General features: G+C 58.4%; 16 protein-coding genes and 10 tRNA genes. 7 read left to right on the forward strand and 19 right to left on the reverse strand.

Annotated features, from left to right (window positions below; all coding sequences use genetic code 11):
- Positions 1-662 precede the first annotated feature (662 nt).
- Positions 663-750: transfer RNA gene (locus tag BSP75_RS15860), tRNA-Ser, on the reverse strand.
- A gap of 197 nt (positions 751-947) precedes the next feature.
- Here BSP75_RS15860 and BSP75_RS15865 point away from each other — a divergent pair.
- Complete coding sequence (locus tag BSP75_RS15865; RefSeq protein ID WP_075113835.1) at positions 948-1,697, forward strand: DsbA family protein; 750 nt, start codon at positions 948-950, stop codon at positions 1,695-1,697.
- Positions 1,698-1,993: 296 nt separating this feature from the next.
- A complete protein-coding gene (locus BSP75_RS15870; protein ID WP_075113836.1) occupies positions 1,994-2,896 on the forward strand; it encodes a sulfite exporter TauE/SafE family protein in 903 nt (300 codons plus the stop codon).
- Here BSP75_RS15870 and BSP75_RS15875 read toward each other — a convergent pair.
- The 3 genes from BSP75_RS15875 to hemL form a co-directional block, all read right to left on the reverse strand.
- Positions 2,811-3,626, reverse strand: a complete 816-nt coding sequence (locus BSP75_RS15875) for a hypothetical protein (protein ID WP_075113978.1) — start codon at positions 3,624-3,626, stop codon at positions 2,811-2,813. The genes BSP75_RS15870 and BSP75_RS15875 overlap by 86 nt on opposite strands.
- A 200-nt stretch (positions 3,627-3,826) precedes the next feature.
- Entirely contained in the window at positions 3,827-5,212 is a 1,386-nt protein-coding gene (locus BSP75_RS15880; RefSeq protein ID WP_075113837.1) for an IS4 family transposase, read from the reverse strand.
- A 140-nt stretch (positions 5,213-5,352) separates the two neighbouring features.
- Positions 5,353-6,639, reverse strand: a complete 1,287-nt coding sequence (hemL, locus tag BSP75_RS15885; RefSeq protein ID WP_042060688.1) for a glutamate-1-semialdehyde 2,1-aminomutase — start codon at positions 6,637-6,639, stop codon at positions 5,353-5,355.
- A 244-nt stretch (positions 6,640-6,883) separates the two neighbouring features.
- Here hemL and clcA point away from each other — a divergent pair, with 244 nt between their 5' ends.
- The 3 genes from clcA (at position 6,884) to erpA (ending at position 9,497) form a co-directional block, all read left to right on the forward strand.
- On the forward strand, positions 6,884-8,272 hold the full coding sequence (clcA, locus tag BSP75_RS15890; protein ID WP_075113838.1) for a H(+)/Cl(-) exchange transporter ClcA: 1,389 nt from the start codon (positions 6,884-6,886) through the stop codon (positions 8,270-8,272).
- A 91-nt stretch (positions 8,273-8,363) separates the two neighbouring features.
- A complete protein-coding gene (locus BSP75_RS15895; RefSeq protein ID WP_075113839.1) occupies positions 8,364-9,059 on the forward strand; it encodes a DUF6776 family protein in 696 nt (231 codons plus the stop codon).
- A gap of 87 nt (positions 9,060-9,146) precedes the next feature.
- Entirely contained in the window at positions 9,147-9,497 is a 351-nt protein-coding gene (gene erpA, locus BSP75_RS15900) for an iron-sulfur cluster insertion protein ErpA (protein WP_005340225.1), read from the forward strand.
- A gap of 139 nt (positions 9,498-9,636) precedes the next feature.
- Here the strand turns inward: erpA and nhaC are convergent, their stop codons facing one another.
- Positions 9,637-11,046: a Na+/H+ antiporter NhaC gene (gene nhaC, locus BSP75_RS15905; protein ID WP_075113840.1), complete on the reverse strand. Its 1,410-nt coding sequence runs from the start codon at positions 11,044-11,046 to the stop codon at positions 9,637-9,639.
- Between the two features lie 302 nt (positions 11,047-11,348).
- Here nhaC and BSP75_RS15910 point away from each other — a divergent pair, with 302 nt between their 5' ends.
- Positions 11,349-11,558 carry a hypothetical protein gene (locus tag BSP75_RS15910; RefSeq protein WP_005357820.1) on the forward strand — a complete coding sequence of 70 codons (210 nt, stop codon included), beginning with the start codon at positions 11,349-11,351 and terminating at the stop codon, positions 11,556-11,558.
- On the opposite strand, the gene BSP75_RS15915 is transcribed toward BSP75_RS15910, so the two are convergent.
- The 13 genes from BSP75_RS15915 to rsmC form a co-directional block, all read right to left on the reverse strand.
- Positions 11,553-11,825: a late competence development ComFB family protein gene (locus tag BSP75_RS15915; RefSeq protein WP_075113841.1), complete on the reverse strand. Its 273-nt coding sequence runs from the start codon at positions 11,823-11,825 to the stop codon at positions 11,553-11,555. The two genes, BSP75_RS15910 and BSP75_RS15915, sit on opposite strands and share 6 nt — an antisense overlap.
- A gap of 109 nt (positions 11,826-11,934) precedes the next feature.
- Positions 11,935-12,020 (reverse strand) — tRNA-Leu (locus BSP75_RS15920).
- A 71-nt stretch (positions 12,021-12,091) separates the two neighbouring features.
- Positions 12,092-12,177, reverse strand: a tRNA-Leu gene (locus BSP75_RS15925).
- Positions 12,178-12,248: 71 nt separating this feature from the next.
- Positions 12,249-12,334: transfer RNA gene (locus BSP75_RS15930), tRNA-Leu, on the reverse strand.
- A 46-nt stretch (positions 12,335-12,380) separates the two neighbouring features.
- Positions 12,381-12,466: transfer RNA gene (locus BSP75_RS15935), tRNA-Leu, on the reverse strand.
- A gap of 71 nt (positions 12,467-12,537) precedes the next feature.
- A tRNA-Leu gene (locus BSP75_RS15940) sits at positions 12,538-12,623 on the reverse strand.
- Positions 12,624-12,669: 46 nt separating this feature from the next.
- Positions 12,670-12,755 (reverse strand) — tRNA-Leu (locus BSP75_RS15945).
- 44 nt (positions 12,756-12,799) lie between these two features.
- A tRNA-Leu gene (locus BSP75_RS15950) sits at positions 12,800-12,885 on the reverse strand.
- A gap of 44 nt (positions 12,886-12,929) precedes the next feature.
- Positions 12,930-13,015: transfer RNA gene (locus tag BSP75_RS15955), tRNA-Leu, on the reverse strand.
- A gap of 53 nt (positions 13,016-13,068) precedes the next feature.
- Positions 13,069-13,154 (reverse strand) — tRNA-Leu (locus BSP75_RS15960).
- Between the two features lie 128 nt (positions 13,155-13,282).
- Positions 13,283-14,743 carry a glycogen synthase GlgA gene (glgA, locus tag BSP75_RS15965; RefSeq protein ID WP_075113842.1) on the reverse strand — a complete coding sequence of 487 codons (1,461 nt, stop codon included), beginning with the start codon at positions 14,741-14,743 and terminating at the stop codon, positions 13,283-13,285.
- Positions 14,733-15,950 (reverse strand): glucose-1-phosphate adenylyltransferase, encoded by a 1,218-nt coding sequence (gene glgC / locus BSP75_RS15970; protein ID WP_042059554.1) that lies wholly within the window; start codon positions 15,948-15,950, stop codon positions 14,733-14,735. Before glgC ends, glgA begins: the two co-directional genes overlap by 11 nt.
- A 151-nt stretch (positions 15,951-16,101) precedes the next feature.
- Positions 16,102-17,130 (reverse strand): 16S rRNA (guanine(1207)-N(2))-methyltransferase RsmC, encoded by a 1,029-nt coding sequence (gene rsmC, locus BSP75_RS15975; protein ID WP_075113843.1) that lies wholly within the window; start codon positions 17,128-17,130, stop codon positions 16,102-16,104.
- A 280-nt stretch (positions 17,131-17,410) separates the two neighbouring features.
- Here rsmC and dapA point away from each other — a divergent pair, with 280 nt between their 5' ends.
- Positions 17,411-18,283, forward strand: a complete 873-nt coding sequence (dapA, locus tag BSP75_RS15980) for a 4-hydroxy-tetrahydrodipicolinate synthase (protein WP_058053887.1) — start codon at positions 17,411-17,413, stop codon at positions 18,281-18,283.
- Positions 18,284-18,361: 78 nt separating this feature from the next.
- Here the strand turns inward: dapA and BSP75_RS15985 are convergent, their stop codons facing one another.
- The gene (locus tag BSP75_RS15985) at positions 18,362-19,330 is read right to left on the reverse strand and encodes a CYTH domain-containing protein (protein WP_075113844.1); all 969 of its coding nucleotides are present in this window, start codon (positions 19,328-19,330) and stop codon (positions 18,362-18,364) included.
- Positions 19,331-19,355 lie beyond the last annotated feature (25 nt).

Here is a 19,355-nt window from a genome sequence, read left to right on the forward strand (position 1 = left end):
TGGCATTCGCCATGCGAGAGTAGGACACTGCCAGGCACCCAATACAAGAAACCCCGCTCGATGAGCGGGGTTTTTTATTGCATGTAATTCTGCAAATTGGCTGATATTTAAACTGTTTTATCTCCTGTCTTCTGAACTTCTTGTCGCTCGCCGCTGTTTTCTGGTTCCACAAATAGCCTGACATTCCGCTTGTTACTCTTCCTTCACTGAACCGCTGTCGCTCTATATAGCGGCTCTGGTGTAGTCATGACCCGCGAATTCTCTGTTCGCCTGTACGCCATAATCTCTTGCTTGCGATCTTTCCTGGGCATCGGCATCCTGTGTTAGCTGAAAGCTTTCTTTTTGAGCCTCAGTCATGGCATCTGCTTGTCCATGACTTTGTTAGTCACCCGCTGACGTTATGCCAGAGAGTGTGTTGGCTGCTCTAACATTGGTTGCTGTGTTATGTCGTTGTGGTTTGGGGTAATAAGAAAATGGGCAGGGATGTGCGCAGGAGCGCAGAGGTTCGAAGTTGATAGGTGATCTTGCAGCAGCTATTGAGCCCGCGGGCGGGGAGATTAAGGGGGTGTTGAAGAAGGCTAATTTGTTGAGATCTATGAGAAATGGCAAATCGCAGGCAAACAAAAAGCCCACGCAACATGGTTGCATGGGCTAGGTATGAATGGCGGAGGAGGTGGGATTTGAACCCACGGATGGTCGCCCATCGCCGGTTTTCAAGACCGGTGCATTCAGCCGCTCTGCCACCCCTCCGCAGCAGTGCGGCGAATATTACCATGCTGATCCGGCTTGTAAATCCCTGCCCGGTTCGATTGCTGGTTAATTGCGCGAAATGACATGAAAAAGTGGCAATCAGGGCACATCAAGCGCTTTTTTGGCCAGATAACTTGACTTGAAAACAGACTCAACCACTATAGTGCCCTCTATCATATCCTCTGCAAGATAACGTTATGACTATTAAAAATGCCCTGTTTTGCGCGCTGGCTGGCGTGACCCTGTTGGCGACACCGATACATGCAAGCGAGCTGACCAAAAGCGATGTCGAGCAAATCGTTCGCGACTATCTGGTCAAGAATCCCGAGATCCTGGTCGAGATGTCCAATGCCCTGCGTGCCAAGCAGGAGAGCCAGCAGGCCGAGAGTGACAAGTCGCTGATCAAGGCTCACTCCAAGCAGCTTTATGCCAATCAGGATCCTGAGATGGGAAATCCGAAGGCATCGCTGACCATTGTGGAGTTTTTCGATTACAACTGCGGTTACTGCAAGCGGGCCCATCCGCTGGTCAAGCAGTTGATGGCGGAAGATAAAGACATCCGTTACATCTACAAGCAGTTCCCCATTCTGAGCGAATCCTCCTACTTCGCTGCCCGTGCTGCGCTGGCGGTTCAGCTGGGCCAACCTGACAAGTATCAGGCGTTCCACGAGAAGCTCTATACCCATCAGGGCCCGCTCTCTGATGAAGCACAGGTCAAGCAGCTGGCGCTGGCGGCCGGTGTTGACTGGAGCAAGGTCGAAGCCAAGATCAAGGATGGCAGCATTGACCAGAACCTCGGCACCAACCGTGCGCTGGCTGAAGCGCTCGGTATTTCCGGTACCCCGGCCTTCATCATCGGTGATCAGATCCTGCGCGGTGCGCCCCGTGATCTGGCCAGCCTGAAGGGGTTTATCAAGGACGTGCGCGCCGGCAAGAGCATTCAATAAGCGGTTGTCATGGTCAGGGGCTCAGTCCCTACGTCCAGATACAGAAAGAGGGTCGGTATCACTACCGCCCCTCTTTTCATTATGTCCCTTGGCACAGGTGGTCGTCGCGAAAGGACCATAACAACGTGCTCAGGACCCGGCCTTTTGGCCTCAGTAACAAGTATTAGCAGAGTCGTTCGACTTCCATCTGGGAAAATTTCAACTCCTCCTTACTGGCTACGAAGCTTGCTTAATTACAGCCAAGACTTTTTCTGCGCCCTGCCTTAGAATCGCCACCCGGTGCAGGAGAAACCAATATGTTAGTTGATATTTTGCGGATTATTTTTATAGCCGGTGGCCTGGCATTTGTCTTTATGCTGGTGCAGGCCTGCTGGCAGAAGAGGTGCAACGGCACGCTCGAATCTACTCCCTTCTGGCCGGTGGCGTTGATCGGTGGGGTTGCCAACTTCCTCGATACCCTGGGGGTGGGCAGCTTTGCGGTAAAGACCGCCTGCTACAAGCAGTTCAAGCTGATCGATGATCGGGTACTGCCGGGGACCCTCAATGGGCAGTGCGTGCTGCCGACCGTGACCCAGTCGCTGATCTTCATCGGCGCAGTAGCGGTGGAGCCGCTGACGCTGGTCAGCATGATGATTGCCGCCGCCGCGGGCGCGGCTTGGGGGGCTCGCCATGTGGCCTCGTTTGATCGGCAGACCATTCGGCTGGTGATGGCCATCTCCCTGCTGGTCGTCGCCGGGTTGATCTTTGCCGGTCTGCTGGGTCTTTTCCCGGTTGGCGGGGATGCGATGGGCCTCAGTGGCTACAAGCTGGCGATCGCCCTGCTTGGCAACTTCATCTTCGGGGTGCTGATGAATGTCGGTATCGGCCTGTTTGCCCCCTGCATGACGCTGGTCTATCTGCTGGGGATGAATCCGCTGGCGGCGTTTCCGATCATGATGGGCTCCACTGCCGTGCTCAGCGTCTTCTCTGCAGGCACCTTTATCCGCAAAGGGGCCTTCGATGCCAAAGCGGTGCTGGCGGTGGCCATCTTCGGCCCCATCGGTGTGGTGCTGGCCGCCATGCTGGTCAAGTCCATGGATATGGAGATGCTGAAGTGGCTGGTTGCCTTTATTGTCATCTATACCTCTTGGACCATGTACGCCTCCTGGCGGGCGGCGCGTCGCGCCCCTGTGCAACTGGCGGTGGAGAGCGCAGGCTAGCCTGCACCAGTGCCGCTTCGGCCTTGGCCCCGAGAAAGACATAGAGTCCGAGCGCCAGCAGCAATCCCACCGCGCACCCCATCACCCCAATCGCAGGCCAGAGCAGCTCGCTCTGGCCGAGCGACCCTTTGAATAGCAGCAACAGTCCCTCGATGGAGACCGCGATCAGGATGGCGGCGATAAAGCGGGTGATGGTGCGACGAATGGCGCTGTGGCGGAAGATATCCTTATGCAGCAGCACCTCCTCCTCCAGAATGGTTTTGCCCAGATCGAATACCGCCAGTGCCAGCGTCAGGAAGATGATGGCGCTAAAGGCGCCGAGTCGGTTCTGCTGCTCGCCGCACAACAGCTGGTAGAGCTGCTCCAGCCCGTGCCAGATGAGCGTCGCGACGATGAGAAACAGCGCCATGCTGAGCACCACATAGACCGCCTTGAACCAGGGCATGGCGCGGCGGCGCTCTCTATCCCCCATCAACCAGCCAATCAGCTGGTTCAGACAGACGGTGATCTCCCGTCCTTGCCCCTGCACGATGAGGTGCAGCCGGTTATGGGCCGCCGGTGCCGCAGGCTGGATGCACACAGGCCCCTGATAGTGGTCAATGCTGACAACAAAGGGATACCCCTTGAGCGAGGCAAGGGGGGCGCTGAGCAGCCCCTGCAGTAGCGGGGTCAACTCCTCCTGATACTCCTGATAGCGCCGCAGCACATCGATGGGGCTCATCTCTGCCATATGGACCTCGGTGACGTGGGCTCTGTTGCGGATGTGCAAATAGTGGGCCTGCTTTATGATAGGGATGGCGGGGCAAGTTGCACCAGAGGATGACAAAACGACGGATGACGAGGGGGAATGCACCAGAACTGGGCGTATCGACGCTCTGCGTGGTGATGGAGGCACTGCAATAGAAAAGGGCCCATGACGCAGTCTCTTGGTCACAACTGTTGATGCTCAAGAGACTGCGCCAGTTCGTAGCCTTCAAGCAGAGTCTGTAACCTAAACCAGCCCTCCCATAACACCGCTATCGAGGCTCGCCCCGTGCGCTTGGTGTCCTTCCAGCCCCCCAGTATCGCCAGGCTCTTGTACGCCCACGCCATATCGGGGGCTTCATTCGGCGGGGCCCTCTTCTCCATCTTCAACCACAGCAGCTTCCAGCTCTTCGTACCCAGCAGCCCTTTGCAGCTTTCCCCCTGCGCGGCAGGCTCCTCTTTGATAAATCGCAGCTGCAGCAACCGCACCGCGAGAAAGGCCAAGATGACGCTCATACGCATCAGGTTTTCCCGGCTCTGCATCCTCAGCGCTTCGACCCGCGTGCCCGCACTCTTCCACACCTTGTGATAATCCTCGATGAGCCAGCGCTGCTCGTAGTAGCCGATAATCTCGCTGGCCTGCTCGGCGCTGGTCACCGCTTCACTGGTCAGCAGGTGCCACTCCAGCCGGTCGGCTGCATCGCTCTGCTCGATGCATCCCACGTAGTAGAGCGGGATATCCGGCTCGCTACGCTTGTTGGCCGGGGCCTTCAGGGTGACCCTGGCAAACTTGATATCGAGCACGGCCTCTCTGGCTTTTCTGCCACCCCGCTGGGGTATCTTGACCACCCGGGTACCCGCGGATTGGCACTGCCTGGCATAGTCGTAGAGCTTGTTATCGTGCTCGTTGATACAGCGGCTCTGCATCGAGCGCACCACGAAGCGCTGGGTATGTTTCTGCTTGTAGTGCAGGTATTCGTAGATATCCGCTTCCCGGTCACAGACCGAGATAACATTGGCCATGGTGCTGCCAAGCCGGGTGGCGAGCGTTTTGGCGGTTTGCTCCCATTTGTAGCTCTCTTTTTCCTGATAGGGACGGGTCGCGTATTGGGCACGCTGTCCTCGCTTGCTGACATCGCGAGTCCATATTTGCTGGGCGGCCAAGCCCACCACCTTGCGCTCGTGCGGCGCGAACAGCAGCACGGAGTGAGCCAGCAGGGCACGACTGATGCCCTGGTTGGTATGGCCCAACTCATCTCTGACGCTGGCATGGTTAAACGTGAGGGCAGTCGTGTCTTCCAGCGCCAACAAGAGAGAATGGTCTCTGGCATGGGCGGCGGTGACGGCAAAGCCGGCGTTGGCAATGGCTTCGGCACTGACATGTGAGCTGCGAATGAAGCGGTATGCGCCTTCCATATCAGCAGGTGAGAGGGGAAGGTGTGACACGCAATCTCCTGGTTGGTGAGCAAGGGCAGTGGCAAGGGCAACCAGCCTTCTGGTGCGTCTTGGGTCGTTAAGGTTGGCGTGACCAAACTGTGCCTGCGCCCAGTGCGCCGGTTGAGTGAAGGGCATGTTAGAACCTGGAGAGATGGCGATGAAAGGTTCAGATCACAGAATGGGAGAGAAGTTCAAAAAAAAAACCCAAGCGATGCTTGGGGATTTTTGTATAAGAGACAGGCCATGACGGGCCCTTTGCGACAACCGGCGGCGATTTAGCCTGCCAGCTTGGCGAAGCTGCGCTCGGCAGCAGCCAGGGTGTGTTCAATCTCCTTGTCACCGTGAGCCAGCGACAGGAAGCCCGCCTCGTAGGCGCTCGGTGCCAGATAGACACCCTCTTCCAGCATCAGGTGGTAGAAGCGCTTGAAGCGTTCCATGTCGCAGCGAGTGACCTGCTCGTAGCGGGTAATTTCTGGTTCGTCGGTGAAGAAGAAGCCGAACATACCACCCACATAGTTGATGGCGAGCGGGATGCCGTGCTTGGCCGCGGCCGCTTTCAGCCCTTCTGCAACCCGTGCAGTCTTGGCGCTCAGTTGCTCATAGAGGCCCGGCTCCAGCAGCAAGTCCAGCATGGTCAGACCGGCCGCCATGGCCACCGGGTTGCCGGAGAGGGTACCTGCCTGATAGACGGGGCCGGTCGGGGCAATGTATTGCATCACCTTCTTCTTGCCGCCGAAGGCGCCGACCGGCATGCCAGCACCGATGATCTTGCCAAGGGTGGTGAGATCCGGGTCGATGTTGTAGTAGCCCTGAGCACCGCGCAGGGAGACGCGGAAACCGGTCATCACCTCGTCCAGGATCAGCAGGGCGCCGAACTCGTCACAGATGGCACGCAGTCCTTCCAGGAAGCCAGGCACCGGCGGGATGCAGTTCATGTTGCCTGCGACCGGCTCGACGATGATGCAGGCGATCTCGCTGCCGTACTGGGTGAAGGCTTCACGTACCGACTCCAAGTCGTTGAACACGCAGGTCAGGGTGTGCTTGGCGAAATCGGCCGGCACGCCCGGGCTGTTGGGCTGACCCAGGGTCAGGGCGCCGGAACCGGCTTTGACCAGCAGAGAGTCGGCGTGGCCGTGGTAGCAGCCCTCGAATTTGACGATTTTGTCGCGACCGGTATAGCCGCGGGCCAGACGGATGGCGCTCATGGTGGCTTCGGTGCCGGAGTTGACCATTCGCACCTGCTCCATGGAGGGAACGATTTGGCGCACTTTCTCGGCCATCAGCACTTCGATCTCGGTCGGCGCGCCGTAGCTCAGTCCCTTCTCAACGGCCTTGATGACGGCGGCCTTGATGGCCGGGTGGTTGTGACCCAGCAGCATGGGGCCCCAGGAGCCGATGTAATCCACGTAGGCCTGACCATCCACATCATAGAGATAGGCGCCATCGGCGTGATCGATGAAGCGGGGCGTGCCGCCGACCCCATTGAAGGCGCGGACCGGTGAGTTGACGCCACCCGGAATGGTCTGGCGGGCCTGTTCAAACAGCTGATCTGATTTTGACATGGATCATCCTTAATGGGATTTTGGTCGTCACACAAGGGATTGCAGCCGATTGAGACTCGGCAGGCCGGAGCATCAGGAGTATGCTTTGCGCTCTCGCCACCCGGACTCTCGGTCTGCTCCCGTGACAAAAATTTAACGGGCCGACTATAGCAGAAAGCCCCAGCCCTGGGCAGCCGAGCAACGCGCCGGGTGATCCTGATCTCAGCTAGCTGACGATATGGTTTTTCCAGGTTGGTGTAACAAGATGGCGCAACAAGCTCTCTCCTCTGAACCCGATACCACTTCGCGGGGGCCGCTTTCCCGTATTATCCGGCAAGACAAGATGCCCTTGTTGGTGCTGCTGCTGGCAGCGCTGGTCGGCACCCTGGCCGGGCTGGTGTGCGGCCTGTTCGAATCGGGTGTCCACTGGCTGGCAGAACAACGCATCATGTTGCTGGCCGACCGTCCCTGGTGGCAGCTCGGTCTGCTCGGCTTTGGCTTCAGCGCCTTGCTGGGATTTGTCGGCTACTTCCTCACTCATACCTTTGCCCCGGAAGCAGGCGGCTCCGGTATTCCCGAGATCGAGGGGGCGATGGACGATCTGCGCCCGGTGCGTTGGTGGTGGGTGTTGCCGGTCAAGTTCTTCGGCGGCATCTGTACCCTGAGCTCCGGCATGGTACTGGGGCGGGAGGGGCCCTCGGTACAGATCGGCGGCAATCTCGGCAAGATGGTGGCGGATATCTTCCGGCTGCCCAAAGAGCATGGCCACGCCCTGCTGGCCGCCGGTGCGGCGGGCGGTCTGGCTGCCGCCTTCAATGCGCCGCTGGCGGGCATTCTGTTTGTGATGGAGGAGATGCGACCGCAATTCCGCTACTCCTTTCTGGCCATCAAGGCGGTGGGGATCTCCGCCATCATGGCGACCCTGATGTTGCAGAACATGAAAGGGCAGGGGGCGGTGATCACTCTGCCCCACTACGATGCGCCCGCCCTCAAGGCACTCTGGCTGTTCCTCTTTATGGGAGCCACTTTCGGGGTGCTGGGTTTTGTCTTCAACAAGTTGGTGCTGGCCTGTCAGGATGGTTATCTGGCACTGCATCAGAACAAGCGCCACCGTTTCGTGGCCATCGGCATGCTGGTCGCCGGAACGTTTGGTGTGCTGTCGCTGTTTGCCCCCTCGGTGACGGGCGGTGGCACCGAGCTTATTCCACATCTGATGGGGGATGAGTATGCGATGGCGACCCTGTTTCTCATCTTCTCGGTGCGGCTGGTTGCGACCCTCATCTGCTTCTGCTCCGGCGCCCCGGGCGGGGTGTTTGCGCCGACCCTGGCGCTGGGCACCCTGTTTGGCGTGGTGTTCGGCCATCTGTTTCATGCGGCGTTTCCCGAGCTGGGTATCGAGCCCGGCGCCTTTGCCATTGCAGGGATGGGAGCGCTGTTTGCTGCCACCGTGCGAGCCCCTATCACCGGCATCGTGCTGGTCACCGAGATGACCGACAACTATCAGCTGATCCTGCCGATGATGATCACCACGGTCGGGGCAACCCTGGTTGCCCAGTGGCTGGGTGGCCGACCCATCTATTCCCAGATCCTGGAGCGAACTTTACGGCTCGCCGCGCGTCAAAAGCGGGGTGATGGCAGCGCCACGGCCAGTTAATTTTTCCCTTTATCGCGTTTGACCCCGGTCCGGGCGGTATAGTGAAGGGAGAGGCGCTGCCGTAAATGGCGTGATAACGGGATGAGGGGCTATGTCCAATCTATTGAAGTTATTGGTCGTGTTAGCCGTTGGCGGGCTCATCGGTTACTTTGTCGGTAACCGTCAGGAGCTGGCCCAGAGCAGTCTGTTGGTGGTGCAGCAGGAGACGCTGGATCGTCAGGGCAAGGCCATCGGCCAGCTCAAGACCGAGCTGGGGGTGAAAGATACCCGGCTGGCGACCCAGCGGGCAGCCTTCGAACAGTTGCAGACCACCCTGAAGAGTCAGGAGGCGCAGGTGCAGGAGCTCAAGCGCCAGCTGGCCTTTTTCGAGCGGATCATGCGCCCCACCGGTGAACAGGTGGGGGTAGTGATCGACAACCTGACCCTGCAGGAGACCAGCATTCCCGGTCGTTACCACTACCGTCTCGCTCTGACCCAGCCCACCAAGAAGCGGGAGCTGTTTCGTGGTCAGGTGCAGATCCGGGTCGAGGGGAGTCTGGCCGACAAGCCGAAGACACTGACCGGTCGCGATCTCGGGATGAAGGTGAGCGAGTGGCGCTATGCCCTGCGTTATTTCCAGCTGCTGGAAGGGAACTGGCAGTTGCCGGAAGGCTTTGTGCCGGATCGGATCCGTGTCACCATCAACAAGGACGGCAGGCAACCGGCACAAGAGCTGCTGGTTGAGTGGGGCGAGGTTATCAAGCCGCTGGTCGCCGCGCCGCCTGCTCCGGTTCCCGCTGCCGGTTAAACGTGGTGAATACTTGAACTGAATGGTCGGGTATTGGATAATTTCGCGGTTTCCATGTTTGTGGATCTAATGGTTGTGAGGTCAGTAATGAGTGCAGTAGCAGAAGCCCCGCTGCCCATCCAGATGACGGATGCGGCGGCCAACAAGGTGAAGAACCTGATCACCGAGGAAGAGAATCCCGAGCTGAAGCTGCGGGTGTACATCACGGGTGGGGGCTGCTCCGGTTTCCAGTATGGCTTTACCTTTGATGAGAAGATCAACGACGGGGACACCGTGGTCGAGAAGAACGGCGTCACCATGGTGATCGATCCCATGAGCCTGCAATATCTGGTAGGCGGCAGTGTGGATTACACCGAGGGTCTGGAAGGTTCACGCTTCACCGTGACCAACCCCAACGCCACCACGACCTGTGGTTGTGGCTCCAGCTTCTCCATCTGATCGGCGTTATCGGTCTGATGAAACGGCTCTCGGCGACGAGGGCTGTTTTTGTTTGTGGTGATCAGTGAACGCCATCAAACAGCATTTCTCTAAAACAACAAAGGCGCCGTGATGGCGCCTTTGTTGTTTGCAGAATGACTTAGCGGGAGCTTGCCGCCGCGACCAGCGGGATCCGGTTCACTGCCTTGCCCATGTAGGCGAGGGTGATGGTCACAATGATGCAGGTGAAGCTCAGCCACATGTAGGGCAGGTAGTCGAGGGTCGCCACCCCCAGAACCCCGGCCATGAAGATGCCGTTGTCGCTCCAGGGCACCATGCCGCAGGTGAGGGTGCCACCGAACTCGGCGTTGCGAGAGAGGTTCTTGCGTGCCAGTCCCAGTCGATCGTAGTTTTTGGCCATGATCTTGGGGGTCAGGATCAGCGACACATACATGGCCGAGCCAAACACGTTGGCCAGAAACGCGGTGGCTATGGTGTGGCTGGTCAGGCTGCCGACGCTGTTGATGCGCTTCTCGAAGGCGCTGGCGATCACTTCCAGAATACCGACCTTCTCCAGCAGGCCGCCAAACCCGAGACCGAAGATGATGACAGCTACCGAGCCCAGCATGGACTCCATGCCGCCGCGACCGAGAATGTTGTCGATAAAATCGATGCCGGAGGTGATGGCAAACGGACTATAAGCCGAGTGCATCGCCTTGACCGGATCCATGCCCTGGAAGGCGATGGCCCAGATCAGGCCCAACAGGGCGCCGAAGCTGATCACCGGGAAGGCGGGCTTGCGATTGGCCAACAGACCCAGCACCAGTACCACCGGCACGATGGCCAGCGGGGTGATGTTGAACTGGCTGTCGAGGGCCTCCATCACCAGATTGACCTGCTCCAGGCTGACGTTGCCCGAATACTGCATGCCCACCACGGTGAACAGCACAGCGGTGATGACATAGGAGAGCAGGCTGATGGGAAGCATCCCCTTGATGTGTTCCACCACGTCGACGTTGGACATGGTCGAAGCCAGCACCACAGAGTCGGAGAGCGGAGAGAGCTTGTCACCGAAGTAGACGCCGGAGAGCACGGCACCGGCTACCAGCGGCGCAGGTACGCCGAGGCTGTGGCCGATCCCCATCATGGCGATACCGGCTGTTGCGGCAGAGCCCCAGGAGGTGCCGGTGGCCAGCGAGGTCAGGGAGCAGATGATCAGGGTTGCCAGCAGGAAGATGGACGGATGGATCACCTTGAGGCCAAAGTAGATGATGCTGGGGACAATGCCGCCGGCAATCCAGGTGCCGACCAGGGCACCGACGGAGACCAGGATCAGGATGGCCCCCATCCCCTTGGCGACGCCGTCAACGGCCGCCTGCTCCAGGGATTTGTAATCGTGGCCGAGCTTGATGCCGAGCCCCATGATGACGAACCAGGCGATGAACAACGCCAGCTGGATCGGCAGGTCGAGCACGCTGGTGAACGAGAATGCCAGGGCCAGGAAAATGGCCAGACAGATGAACACCTGCGCCATGCCCGGTAGTCGGATGTGGTTTTGTTGGTTTTGCATAGATACTTCCTAAACTCTTGCTCGCCAAAGTCAGTCCCTCTCGTCCTGTGGATACACGTATCCCGAGGGGCCAACCCAAAAAGAGGCCGCAATCTACCACAAACCTGATGGGTTAAAGCCCCATCAAATTGGTAAAAATGCACATTTGATTGAAAAAATCACAAATTAGTTGATCTCATAACCCGTTTTTGAGCGCCCTGTTGACATAAAGGGTCACATACGAAGCCTGCATTGAGACGCGACTTGCATCCTCGATAGATGAATATGATAACTATTATCAATTGTTGGTTGGGGAGAAAACAATGCGCTGGATATTGCGGGGGATGATGTTGCTGGTGGCGGTGGCCGTACTCGCATGGGGTCAAGATAAAGAGTACGGCACCTGGAGTGCCGGTTTTCTGCTGGCTGCCTGGGTGATGCTGGAGCCCGGATTGCGGCCTGCCTTGATCTTGCTGCCAGTCGCTGGCTTGACCGGTATCGTCACCCTGCTCTGGCAGCAGCCCTGGCTATGAGGTTTTGACGGGAGCCTGCTTGATCTTCTGCTGTGCCAGCTTGAGCGATTCGACGACCAGCTTCTCCATCTCGGTGCGCTTGGCATCGGTCAGGAAGTAGATCATGTCGACATCGTGGCGAATATAGTGGGAAGGGAGCTGGTTGAGGGTCAGGCAGCAGAGATCGGCCATCTGGTCGCCGGTGAGCTTCTGTTGCAGATCCTGCTTCTCAATCTCCTTGAGCACCAGATGTTCGTAAAAGTTGTGAATGTCGGTATCCAGTATCATATGCGTTCCTTGGCATGACGATGAGCGGGGAGTCGTCAAAAGCATAGCCATAACAAGGAGTAAAAACAAAAGGCCCGTCACTTTCGTGATGGGCCTTTTGCGTAATGAATGGTGCGAAGAGAGGGACTCGAACCCTCACATCCGTGGGACACTAACACCTGAAGCTAGCGCGTCTACCAATTCCGCCACCTTCGCACACTGATTTTCTCCAGCTGGTTTTTAAATGCGGTTGGAGCGCATTGCTCTGTTTTTACATGTCAGAATCATGGTGCGAAGAGAGGGACTCGAACCCTCACATCCGTGGGACACTAACACCTGAAGCTAGCGCGTCTACCAATTCCGCCACCTTCGCACACTGATTTTCTCCAGCTGGTTTTTAAATGCGGTTGGAGCGCATTGCTCTGTTTTTACATGTCAGAATCATGGTGCGAAGAGAGGGACTCGAACCCTCACACCCGGGGGGCACTAACACCTGAAGCTAGCGCGTCTACCAATTCCGCCACCTTCGCACATTCGGGTTTCCAGTCTGGATTTACATGCTGTCTGGATAAAGCATGGTGCGAAGAGAGGGACTCGAACCCTCACATCCGTGGGACACTAACACCTGAAGCTAGCGCGTCTACCAATTCCGCCACCTTCGCACACTGATTTTCTCCAGCTGGTTTTTAAATGCGGTTGGAGCGCATTGCTCTGTTTTTACATGTCAGAATCATGGTGCGAAGAGAGGGACTCGAACCCTCACACCCGGGGGGCACTAACACCTGAAGCTAGCGCGTCTACCAATTCCGCCACCTTCGCACATTCGGGTTTCCAGTCTGGATTTACATGCTGTCTGGATAAAGCATGGTGCGAAGAGAGGGACTCGAACCCTCACATCCGTGGGACACTAACACCTGAAGCTAGCGCGTCTACCAATTCCGCCACCTTCGCACATTGTGTTACCAGTTTTGATTTACATGCTGTCTGGAGAAGCATGGTGCGAAGAGAGGGACTCGAACCCTCACACCCGGGGGGCACTAACACCTGAAGCTAGCGCGTCTACCAATTCCGCCACCTTCGCACATTGTGTTACCAGTTTTGATTTACATGCTGTCTGGAGAAGCATGGTGCGAAGAGAGGGACTCGAACCCTCACACCCGGGGGGCACTAACACCTGAAGCTAGCGCGTCTACCAATTCCGCCACCTTCGCACATTCGGGTTTTCTAGTTGGATTTACATGCTGCTGAATCAGCATGGCAGTATTGGTGCGAAGAGAGGGACTCGAACCCTCACATCCGTGGGACACTAACACCTGAAGCTAGCGCGTCTACCAATTCCGCCACCTTCGCATCACTGCGGAGGGGGATTCTATAGAGTTTTGGGGGAGCGTCAACAGCCAAAGGGGACTTTTTTCGCTGTTGACGCCCAAAGTGGCGCCAAGGGTACAAAACTTCAGCAATTAGCCGACGTTTGGTGCTCAGTAACGGCCCAATGCGCTCTGATACATCAGCTCATACTGGGTGACAGAGTCAGGCCAGTTGAAGCGGGTCTTCATGGCATTGTGCTGCACCTTGGCAAAACGCTCCTTGTCCTGCAGGAAATAGAGCAAGCTGCGGCGCATGGTATCGAGCAGGATGGCGGCCGTTGGATCGTTGAAGCAGAAACCGGTGGCCCGCTCGGGATCGGCATCCCAATCCACCACGGTATCTTTCAGACCCCCCACGGCGCGCACCAGCGGCAGGGTGCCGTAGGCGAGGCTGTACATCTGGTTGAGGCCGCAAGGCTCGAACAGTGAGGGCATCAGGAAGAAGTCGGCACCGGCTTCGACCAGATGAGCCAGCCGATCGTCATAGGTGTTGATGAAGGCGAGCTTGTCCGGATAATCCCGGGCCATGGTTTGCAGTTGCGTGGCGAGCGCAGGATCGCCAGAGCCGACGATCACCACTTGCACCTGATGGTGGAGGAATTTCTCCAGCGCAGGGAGCAGCAGAGGGACACCCTTCTGCTCGGTCAGGCGGCAAACCATGCCGTAGATCGGGAGATCTGCCACGGCCAGTCCCGCTTCCTGCTGCAGACTCTGCTTGCAGATCTGTTTGCCAGCCATGTTGTCGATGCTGTAGGTCGCAGGCAGGAACTCGTCGAACTCCGGATCCCAGTCCTTGTAGTCGCAGCCGTTGAGGATGCCGCAGAGATCGGCCGCCCGCTGCTGGAAGATGCTGGCCATGCCGTGGGCGCCGAGGTGAGTCAGCAGCTCCTGGGCATAGTTGGGGCTGACCGCATTGATCTTGTCGGCGTAGAGCACCCCGCATTTGAGCAGATTGACGTGGCCGTAGTCGTAGTTGATGCGGCGTTCGTAATCGGCGATCTCGGGCATGGCCCAGAACTGCTCGCGGCCAAACACTCCCTGAAACGCCGCGTTGTGAATACTGATCACGCTGCGGATCTGCTGGAAGAAGGGGTTCTGAGCATGGCGGGTTTTCAGTAGCAGCGGCAGCAGGCCGGTGTGCCAGTCGTTGCAGTGGACGATGTCCGGGGCGAAGCCGAGCTGCTCGCAGGCATGGAGGGCTGCCGCCGAGAAGAAGGCAAAGCGCTCGCCGTTATCCGGATAGGCCTGATTGTTCTCGGCGTAGAGCTGGGGACGATCGAAATATTGCGGGCAGTCGAGCAGATAGACGCAGACGCCATCCAGCTCCATCTGGTAAATGCGATAACCGATATCCGGCAGTCCCGGATGGGTGGGCAGCCAGCGGGACGCGACCAGTTTGGCCTCATCCCGTCGCTTTATCGTCTTGTAGAAGGGCAGCATGATCCTGACATCATGTCCCTTCTGGGCCAGGTACATCGGCAGGGCTCTGGCAACGTCTGCCAGGCCCCCGGTCTTGACCAGCCCCTCAACTTCCGAGGCAACAAACAGGATTTTCAGTGGGTTAATAGCCAACTCTTGCTCCCTTAGGTACCACCACGATACCGCCTTCGGATACGGTAAATCGCTCTCTATCGTGGTCGAGATTTTCACCGATAACGGTGCCGGGCGCAATTTCAACGTTTTTATCTATGATCGCGCGCCGGATGGAGCACCCTTCACCAATCTTCACATCCCCCAGCAGCACGGATTCGCTGATGTGGCTGCAGGGGCCGATATTGCAGCGGAAACCGAGAATGGAGCGCTGGATCTGGCTGCCCTGAATGAAGCAACCGGCGGAGATCAGGGAGTTGGCGATCTTCACCTTGCACTCGTCGCTGTCGATGAAGGTGGCGGGCGGCAGCGCCGGATAGTGGGTGTGCAGCGGCCACTTGCGGTTATAGAGGGAGAAGGGGGGATTGTCGGCTACCAAATCCATGTGCGCCTGCCAGTAGGAGTCCAGAGTCCCCACATCCCGCCAATAGACGCTCGGTCTTTCACCGGGAATGACGTTGGTGCTGTAGTCGTAGACATAGACGGGCGCGCGCGGGTAGAGGCTCGGGATCACATCCTTGCCAAAGTCGTGGCTGGAGTTCTCCTCGGCGGCATCCCGCTTTAACTCGCGGCAGAGGGCGTCGGTCTCGAAGATGTAGTTGCCCATGGAGACCAGCGCCTGGGTCGGATCGCCGGGGATGTGCTTGGGCTGCTTCGGTTTTTCCTGAAAACCGATCATCCGTCCTTCGGTATCCACCTCGATCACCCCGAAGGCGCTCGCCTCTTCGATGGGCATGCGCAGGGCGGCGACCGTCATGGCGGCGTTCTTCTGCTTATGGAAGGTCACCATCTGACTCACATCCATCTTGTAGATGTGGTCTGAGCCGAAGATGCAGACGTGATCCGGTTCGGCCCGCTCGATAAAGCCGAGGTTTTGGTAGATGGCGTCGGCGGTGCCGTCATACCAGCGTTTGCCCATCCGCATCTGGGCCGGGATGGGGTCGATGAAGCGGTCGGTGATGCCGACGATATTCCAACCCTTCTTCATGTGCAGATAGAGGGATTGGGATTTGAATTGGGTCAGTACATAGATGCGCAGAAAGTCTGCGTTGACGAAGTTGTTGAGGACAAAGTCGATCAGCCGGTAGCTGCCACCGAAGGGGACGGAAGGCTTGCTGCGGGTGGTGGTCAGAGGCTGCAAGCGAGTACCTTCGCCACCAGCCAGGATCATGGTCAAAATGCCTGCCATCGTATTTCTCTCCCTGAATGAACCGCATGAAAAGGTTTTCAACATCCGGTATAAAAACACCCCTTAAGGGGTGGTTTTTATAGTGCTCTTAGTACCTTATCAGATCCCGTATGGCGCGCTCTAGCGGTTTTATTGTGCGGCTTACACTTATTTACACTTTGCTCAGATAGACCTTGAATTTGGCATCACTGCTGATCACTTCAGTCCGTTTGAAGTGTGTCTCCAGTATAGGCTGGTAGCGCAAGAAGGCGTTGGCAACAATGGTCAGCGAGCCAGTTGGCAGCAAAAATTCCGGCGCCCTGGCCAGGAACTGCTCGGTCGCCGCATAGAAGGTTTTGAGACCCGCATGGAATGGCGGGTTGGAGACGATGTGCTGGAAGCGGGTGGAGACATCCGAATAGACATCGGAAGGGTAAACCTTGCCCTCTAACCCATTGATCGCGAGGGTGCGGCGGCTCGACTCCAGCGCCAGCGCACTGATATCCGCCATGTTGACCTTGAGATCCGGATTGCGCTTGGCCAGCACAGATCCAATCACTCCGGCACCGCAGCCGAAATCGAGCAGCTCGCCCTTCATCGGCGGCACAGCGGCCAGCAGCATCTGGGTGCCGAGATCCAGCTCGGCGGCGCTGAAGACGCCGGGCAGTGCCAGCACGGTCAGCTCGGTATCACCGGCCTTGCACTGGTAGCGGCCAAACCAGCTATCCAGCTCGAACGGTGCAACCGGTTTGCAGAGCTCACCGTGATAGAGAGAGCAGCGGCGGGCCGAATCGCGCTTGATCGGCTTTTCGCCATAGGGGGCCAGCAGCTTGTCGGCGCCATTGATGCCGCCGCGGTTGTCACCGGCCAAAAACAGGTCGGCACCTGCCTCCAGCAAGGGAGTCATCATGGCCAGCAGATATTGCGCCTCGGCCTTGGCCTTGGGCATCAGCAGCAGCAGGGCATCGAAGCGGGGGGCGCCAGCGAGCTGGTGGTCGAACAGGATAGCCTCGCCGAGGGCGGCCTGCTGGCTGCGGTAGTAGCAGTAATCGGTGGTAAAGACGGTCAGGGTCTGGGCCAGGGTCGCCAGCTGGCGGGGGTAGTCATCCTCCAGCGCGCCACAGACAAGTAGCCGCTTGCCGACAAAGAGGGCTTGGTTTCGTTCCAGCATCTGGCTGACGGCACTGATAGGGCTGCTCATCGGGTCTCTCCACGCAATTTTGGGCGGCCATTATACATAGCCCCTTTCGCCTTGACATTTATGCCGTGTTCCCGAAATATGCCCAGACACCATTTTTTGACCAGAGATGACGAAATGCGGTTCAACGGGTTGAAACGAAAGCATAAAAAAAGCCTGAAATTCGGGCCTGCCGACGTTCGCGCGTAACCTCTCATCCCTGAGAAGCTTCAAACCCCGGTTGCGCACATCGTACCGGGGTTTTTTATTGCCATATGCGCGTCATTTAGGAGAAGGAGATCCCATGTTTCAAGGTTCAATCGTTGCGTTGATCACCCCGTTTCGACAGGGAAAGCTGGATGAAGAGGCGCTGCTGCGTCTGGTGGAGTGGCATATCGAGCAGGGCACCCACGGCATTGTGCCGGTGGGCACTACGGGGGAAAGTCCGACCCTGACCCATGACGAGCACTGCCGGGTGGTGGAGCTGGTGGTCAAGCAGGTGGCGGGGCGCGTGCCTGTCATTGCCGGGGCCGGTTCCAACAATCCGGTCGAAGCCATCGAGTACACCCTCCATGCCGAGCGGGTCGGCGCCGACGCCACCCTGCATGTGGCCGGTTACTACAACCGTCCCAATCAGGAGGGGCTCTACCACCACTTCAAGGCCGTCCACGACGCCACCGCCAAGCCGATCATTGTCTACAACATTCCGCCGCGCGCCATCGTTGACGTGCAACCCGCGACCCTGGCCCGTCTGGCCGAACTGCCGCGCATTGCCGGGGTGAAAGATGCCACCGGCGATCTGGCTCGTCCCTGGACCGAGCGCCAACTGATCAAAAAGCCTTTCGCCTGGCTCTCCGGTGAAGATGCCACCGCCGTGGCCTACAACATCGGTGGCGGTCAGGGCTGTATCTCGGTGACGGCCAACGTAGCACCCAAGCTGGTGGCCGAGGTGCAGAACCTCACGCTGGCGGGCAAGTGGCAAGCCGCGCGTGAACTGCAAGACCAGCTGATCCCGCTCCATCAGGCGATGTTTGCCGAGCCGAGCCCGGCCGGTGCCAAATATGCCGCCTCCCTGCTCGGTTTCTGTAGCGAGGAGTGCCGTTTGCCGGTGATGCCGCTGTCGGAAGCGACCCGCGCGCGCATTCGCAGCGCCATGCAGCAGCTCAACCTGCTGTAATGCAAAACGGGTGAGCCAAGGCTCACCCGTTTTGTTTCCGGCCTTTAGTGCTGGCATATAGTACCGGTATGACCCCGCTCAGGCGGTGTGATGCAGCCAGGCGGCGATGGCCAGCTGCAACTCGACATACGCCGGATAGAGGAAGAGATCGGCCAGCTCGGCAGGCCACTTGTCATGCTCGCCCGATTGGGCTTGCAGATGGGCGTGCAGGCTGGTCAGGGCGGGCAGCCAGGGCGCGGCTTGTGGCAGTGTGGCCGCACTGCGGGCGACCAGCTCGATCCCTTGGCACAGGGCCGCGAGTGCCTGCTGTTGAACGTCTTCATCCTGCGGATGCTCCAGCCAGAGCTGTTCGTGATGCTGCCAGTGGCGCAGCCCCTCGCTTACCCCCGTCATGCTTTCAATATCTTCACTCGCGACCAGTGCCTGCAGGGCCAGCGGTTTGCCAAGGCCTGCCAGTCGATAGCCGCGCTGGGCCTTGGATTGGGCGCCGAGGCGCAACCCGCCGAGCTTGGCGAGGCGTTGGGCCAGTGCAAACAGCGCCGTGGTATCGCCGGATTTGAGCTCCAGTTCCAGTTCGTTGATGGTGGTGCTGCCCTGACTGCCAACTATCTCTCCCTGATCCCAGGCCAGCTCAATCTCGGCGTTCTCGAAGGCGATCAGCCAGTGGCGACGCAGGAAGTCGGTGCGAAACTGGGCGACCAGCTGCTGCTGAATGTGGTCGCGCTCGGTCAGGGTCGGCCAGATCGCATCGGGAAAGGACGAGAGGGTCGGCAGATCGCCGCTGACGGGGGCGTTGTACTCGGGTCTGGCGTGCAGACCGCCCACCACCTGACCGCGGCATTTGATGGTCTGTTCGGCGAAGGCGTCGCAGCGACGGATCCGCAGCCCCATCTCCAGCTGGCGCAGGGCAAGGGTCGGCGTATCGAAATAGACGTTGCCGAGCTGCTGTCGGGACGATTCCTTAATTTCAAGAGAATTCAGCAGGTTGGATAACGCGGTTTGAATGTCGCTGGCGACAAAAAACTTTATCTCGATCTCAGTTTGCATAGTCATTCCGGGCTGGCAGGCAACT

The organism is Aeromonas sp. YN13HZO-058 (genome assembly GCF_001921245.1).
GTDB classification, from domain to species: Bacteria; Pseudomonadota; Gammaproteobacteria; order Enterobacterales; family Aeromonadaceae; genus Aeromonas; species Aeromonas allosaccharophila.

Coding starts and splice junctions, on each gene's coding strand:
- BSP75_RS15915 (WP_075113841.1), bottom strand. CDS start 11,825: ATGATACTGGATACCGACATTCACAACTTTTACGAACATCTGGTGCTC.
- BSP75_RS15880 (WP_075113837.1), bottom strand. CDS start 5,212: ATGCCCTTCACTCAACCGGCGCACTGGGCGCAGGCACAGTTTGGTCAC.
- BSP75_RS15875 (WP_075113978.1), bottom strand. CDS start 3,626: ATGGCAGAGATGAGCCCCATCGATGTGCTGCGGCGCTATCAGGAGTAT.
- BSP75_RS15910 (WP_005357820.1), top strand. CDS start 11,349: ATGCGCTGGATATTGCGGGGGATGATGTTGCTGGTGGCGGTGGCCGTA.
- BSP75_RS15865 (WP_075113835.1), top strand. CDS start 948: ATGACTATTAAAAATGCCCTGTTTTGCGCGCTGGCTGGCGTGACCCTG.
- BSP75_RS15870 (WP_075113836.1), top strand. CDS start 1,994: ATGTTAGTTGATATTTTGCGGATTATTTTTATAGCCGGTGGCCTGGCA.
- dapA (WP_058053887.1), top strand. CDS start 17,411: ATGTTTCAAGGTTCAATCGTTGCGTTGATCACCCCGTTTCGACAGGGA.
- BSP75_RS15985 (WP_075113844.1), bottom strand. CDS start 19,330: ATGCAAACTGAGATCGAGATAAAGTTTTTTGTCGCCAGCGACATTCAA.
- BSP75_RS15895 (WP_075113839.1), top strand. CDS start 8,364: ATGTCCAATCTATTGAAGTTATTGGTCGTGTTAGCCGTTGGCGGGCTC.
- glgC (WP_042059554.1), bottom strand. CDS start 15,950: ATGGCAGGCATTTTGACCATGATCCTGGCTGGTGGCGAAGGTACTCGC.
- erpA (WP_005340225.1), top strand. CDS start 9,147: ATGAGTGCAGTAGCAGAAGCCCCGCTGCCCATCCAGATGACGGATGCG.
- hemL (WP_042060688.1), bottom strand. CDS start 6,639: ATGTCAAAATCAGATCAGCTGTTTGAACAGGCCCGCCAGACCATTCCG.
- clcA (WP_075113838.1), top strand. CDS start 6,884: ATGGCGCAACAAGCTCTCTCCTCTGAACCCGATACCACTTCGCGGGGG.
- nhaC (WP_075113840.1), bottom strand. CDS start 11,046: ATGCAAAACCAACAAAACCACATCCGACTACCGGGCATGGCGCAGGTG.
- rsmC (WP_075113843.1), bottom strand. CDS start 17,130: ATGAGCAGCCCTATCAGTGCCGTCAGCCAGATGCTGGAACGAAACCAA.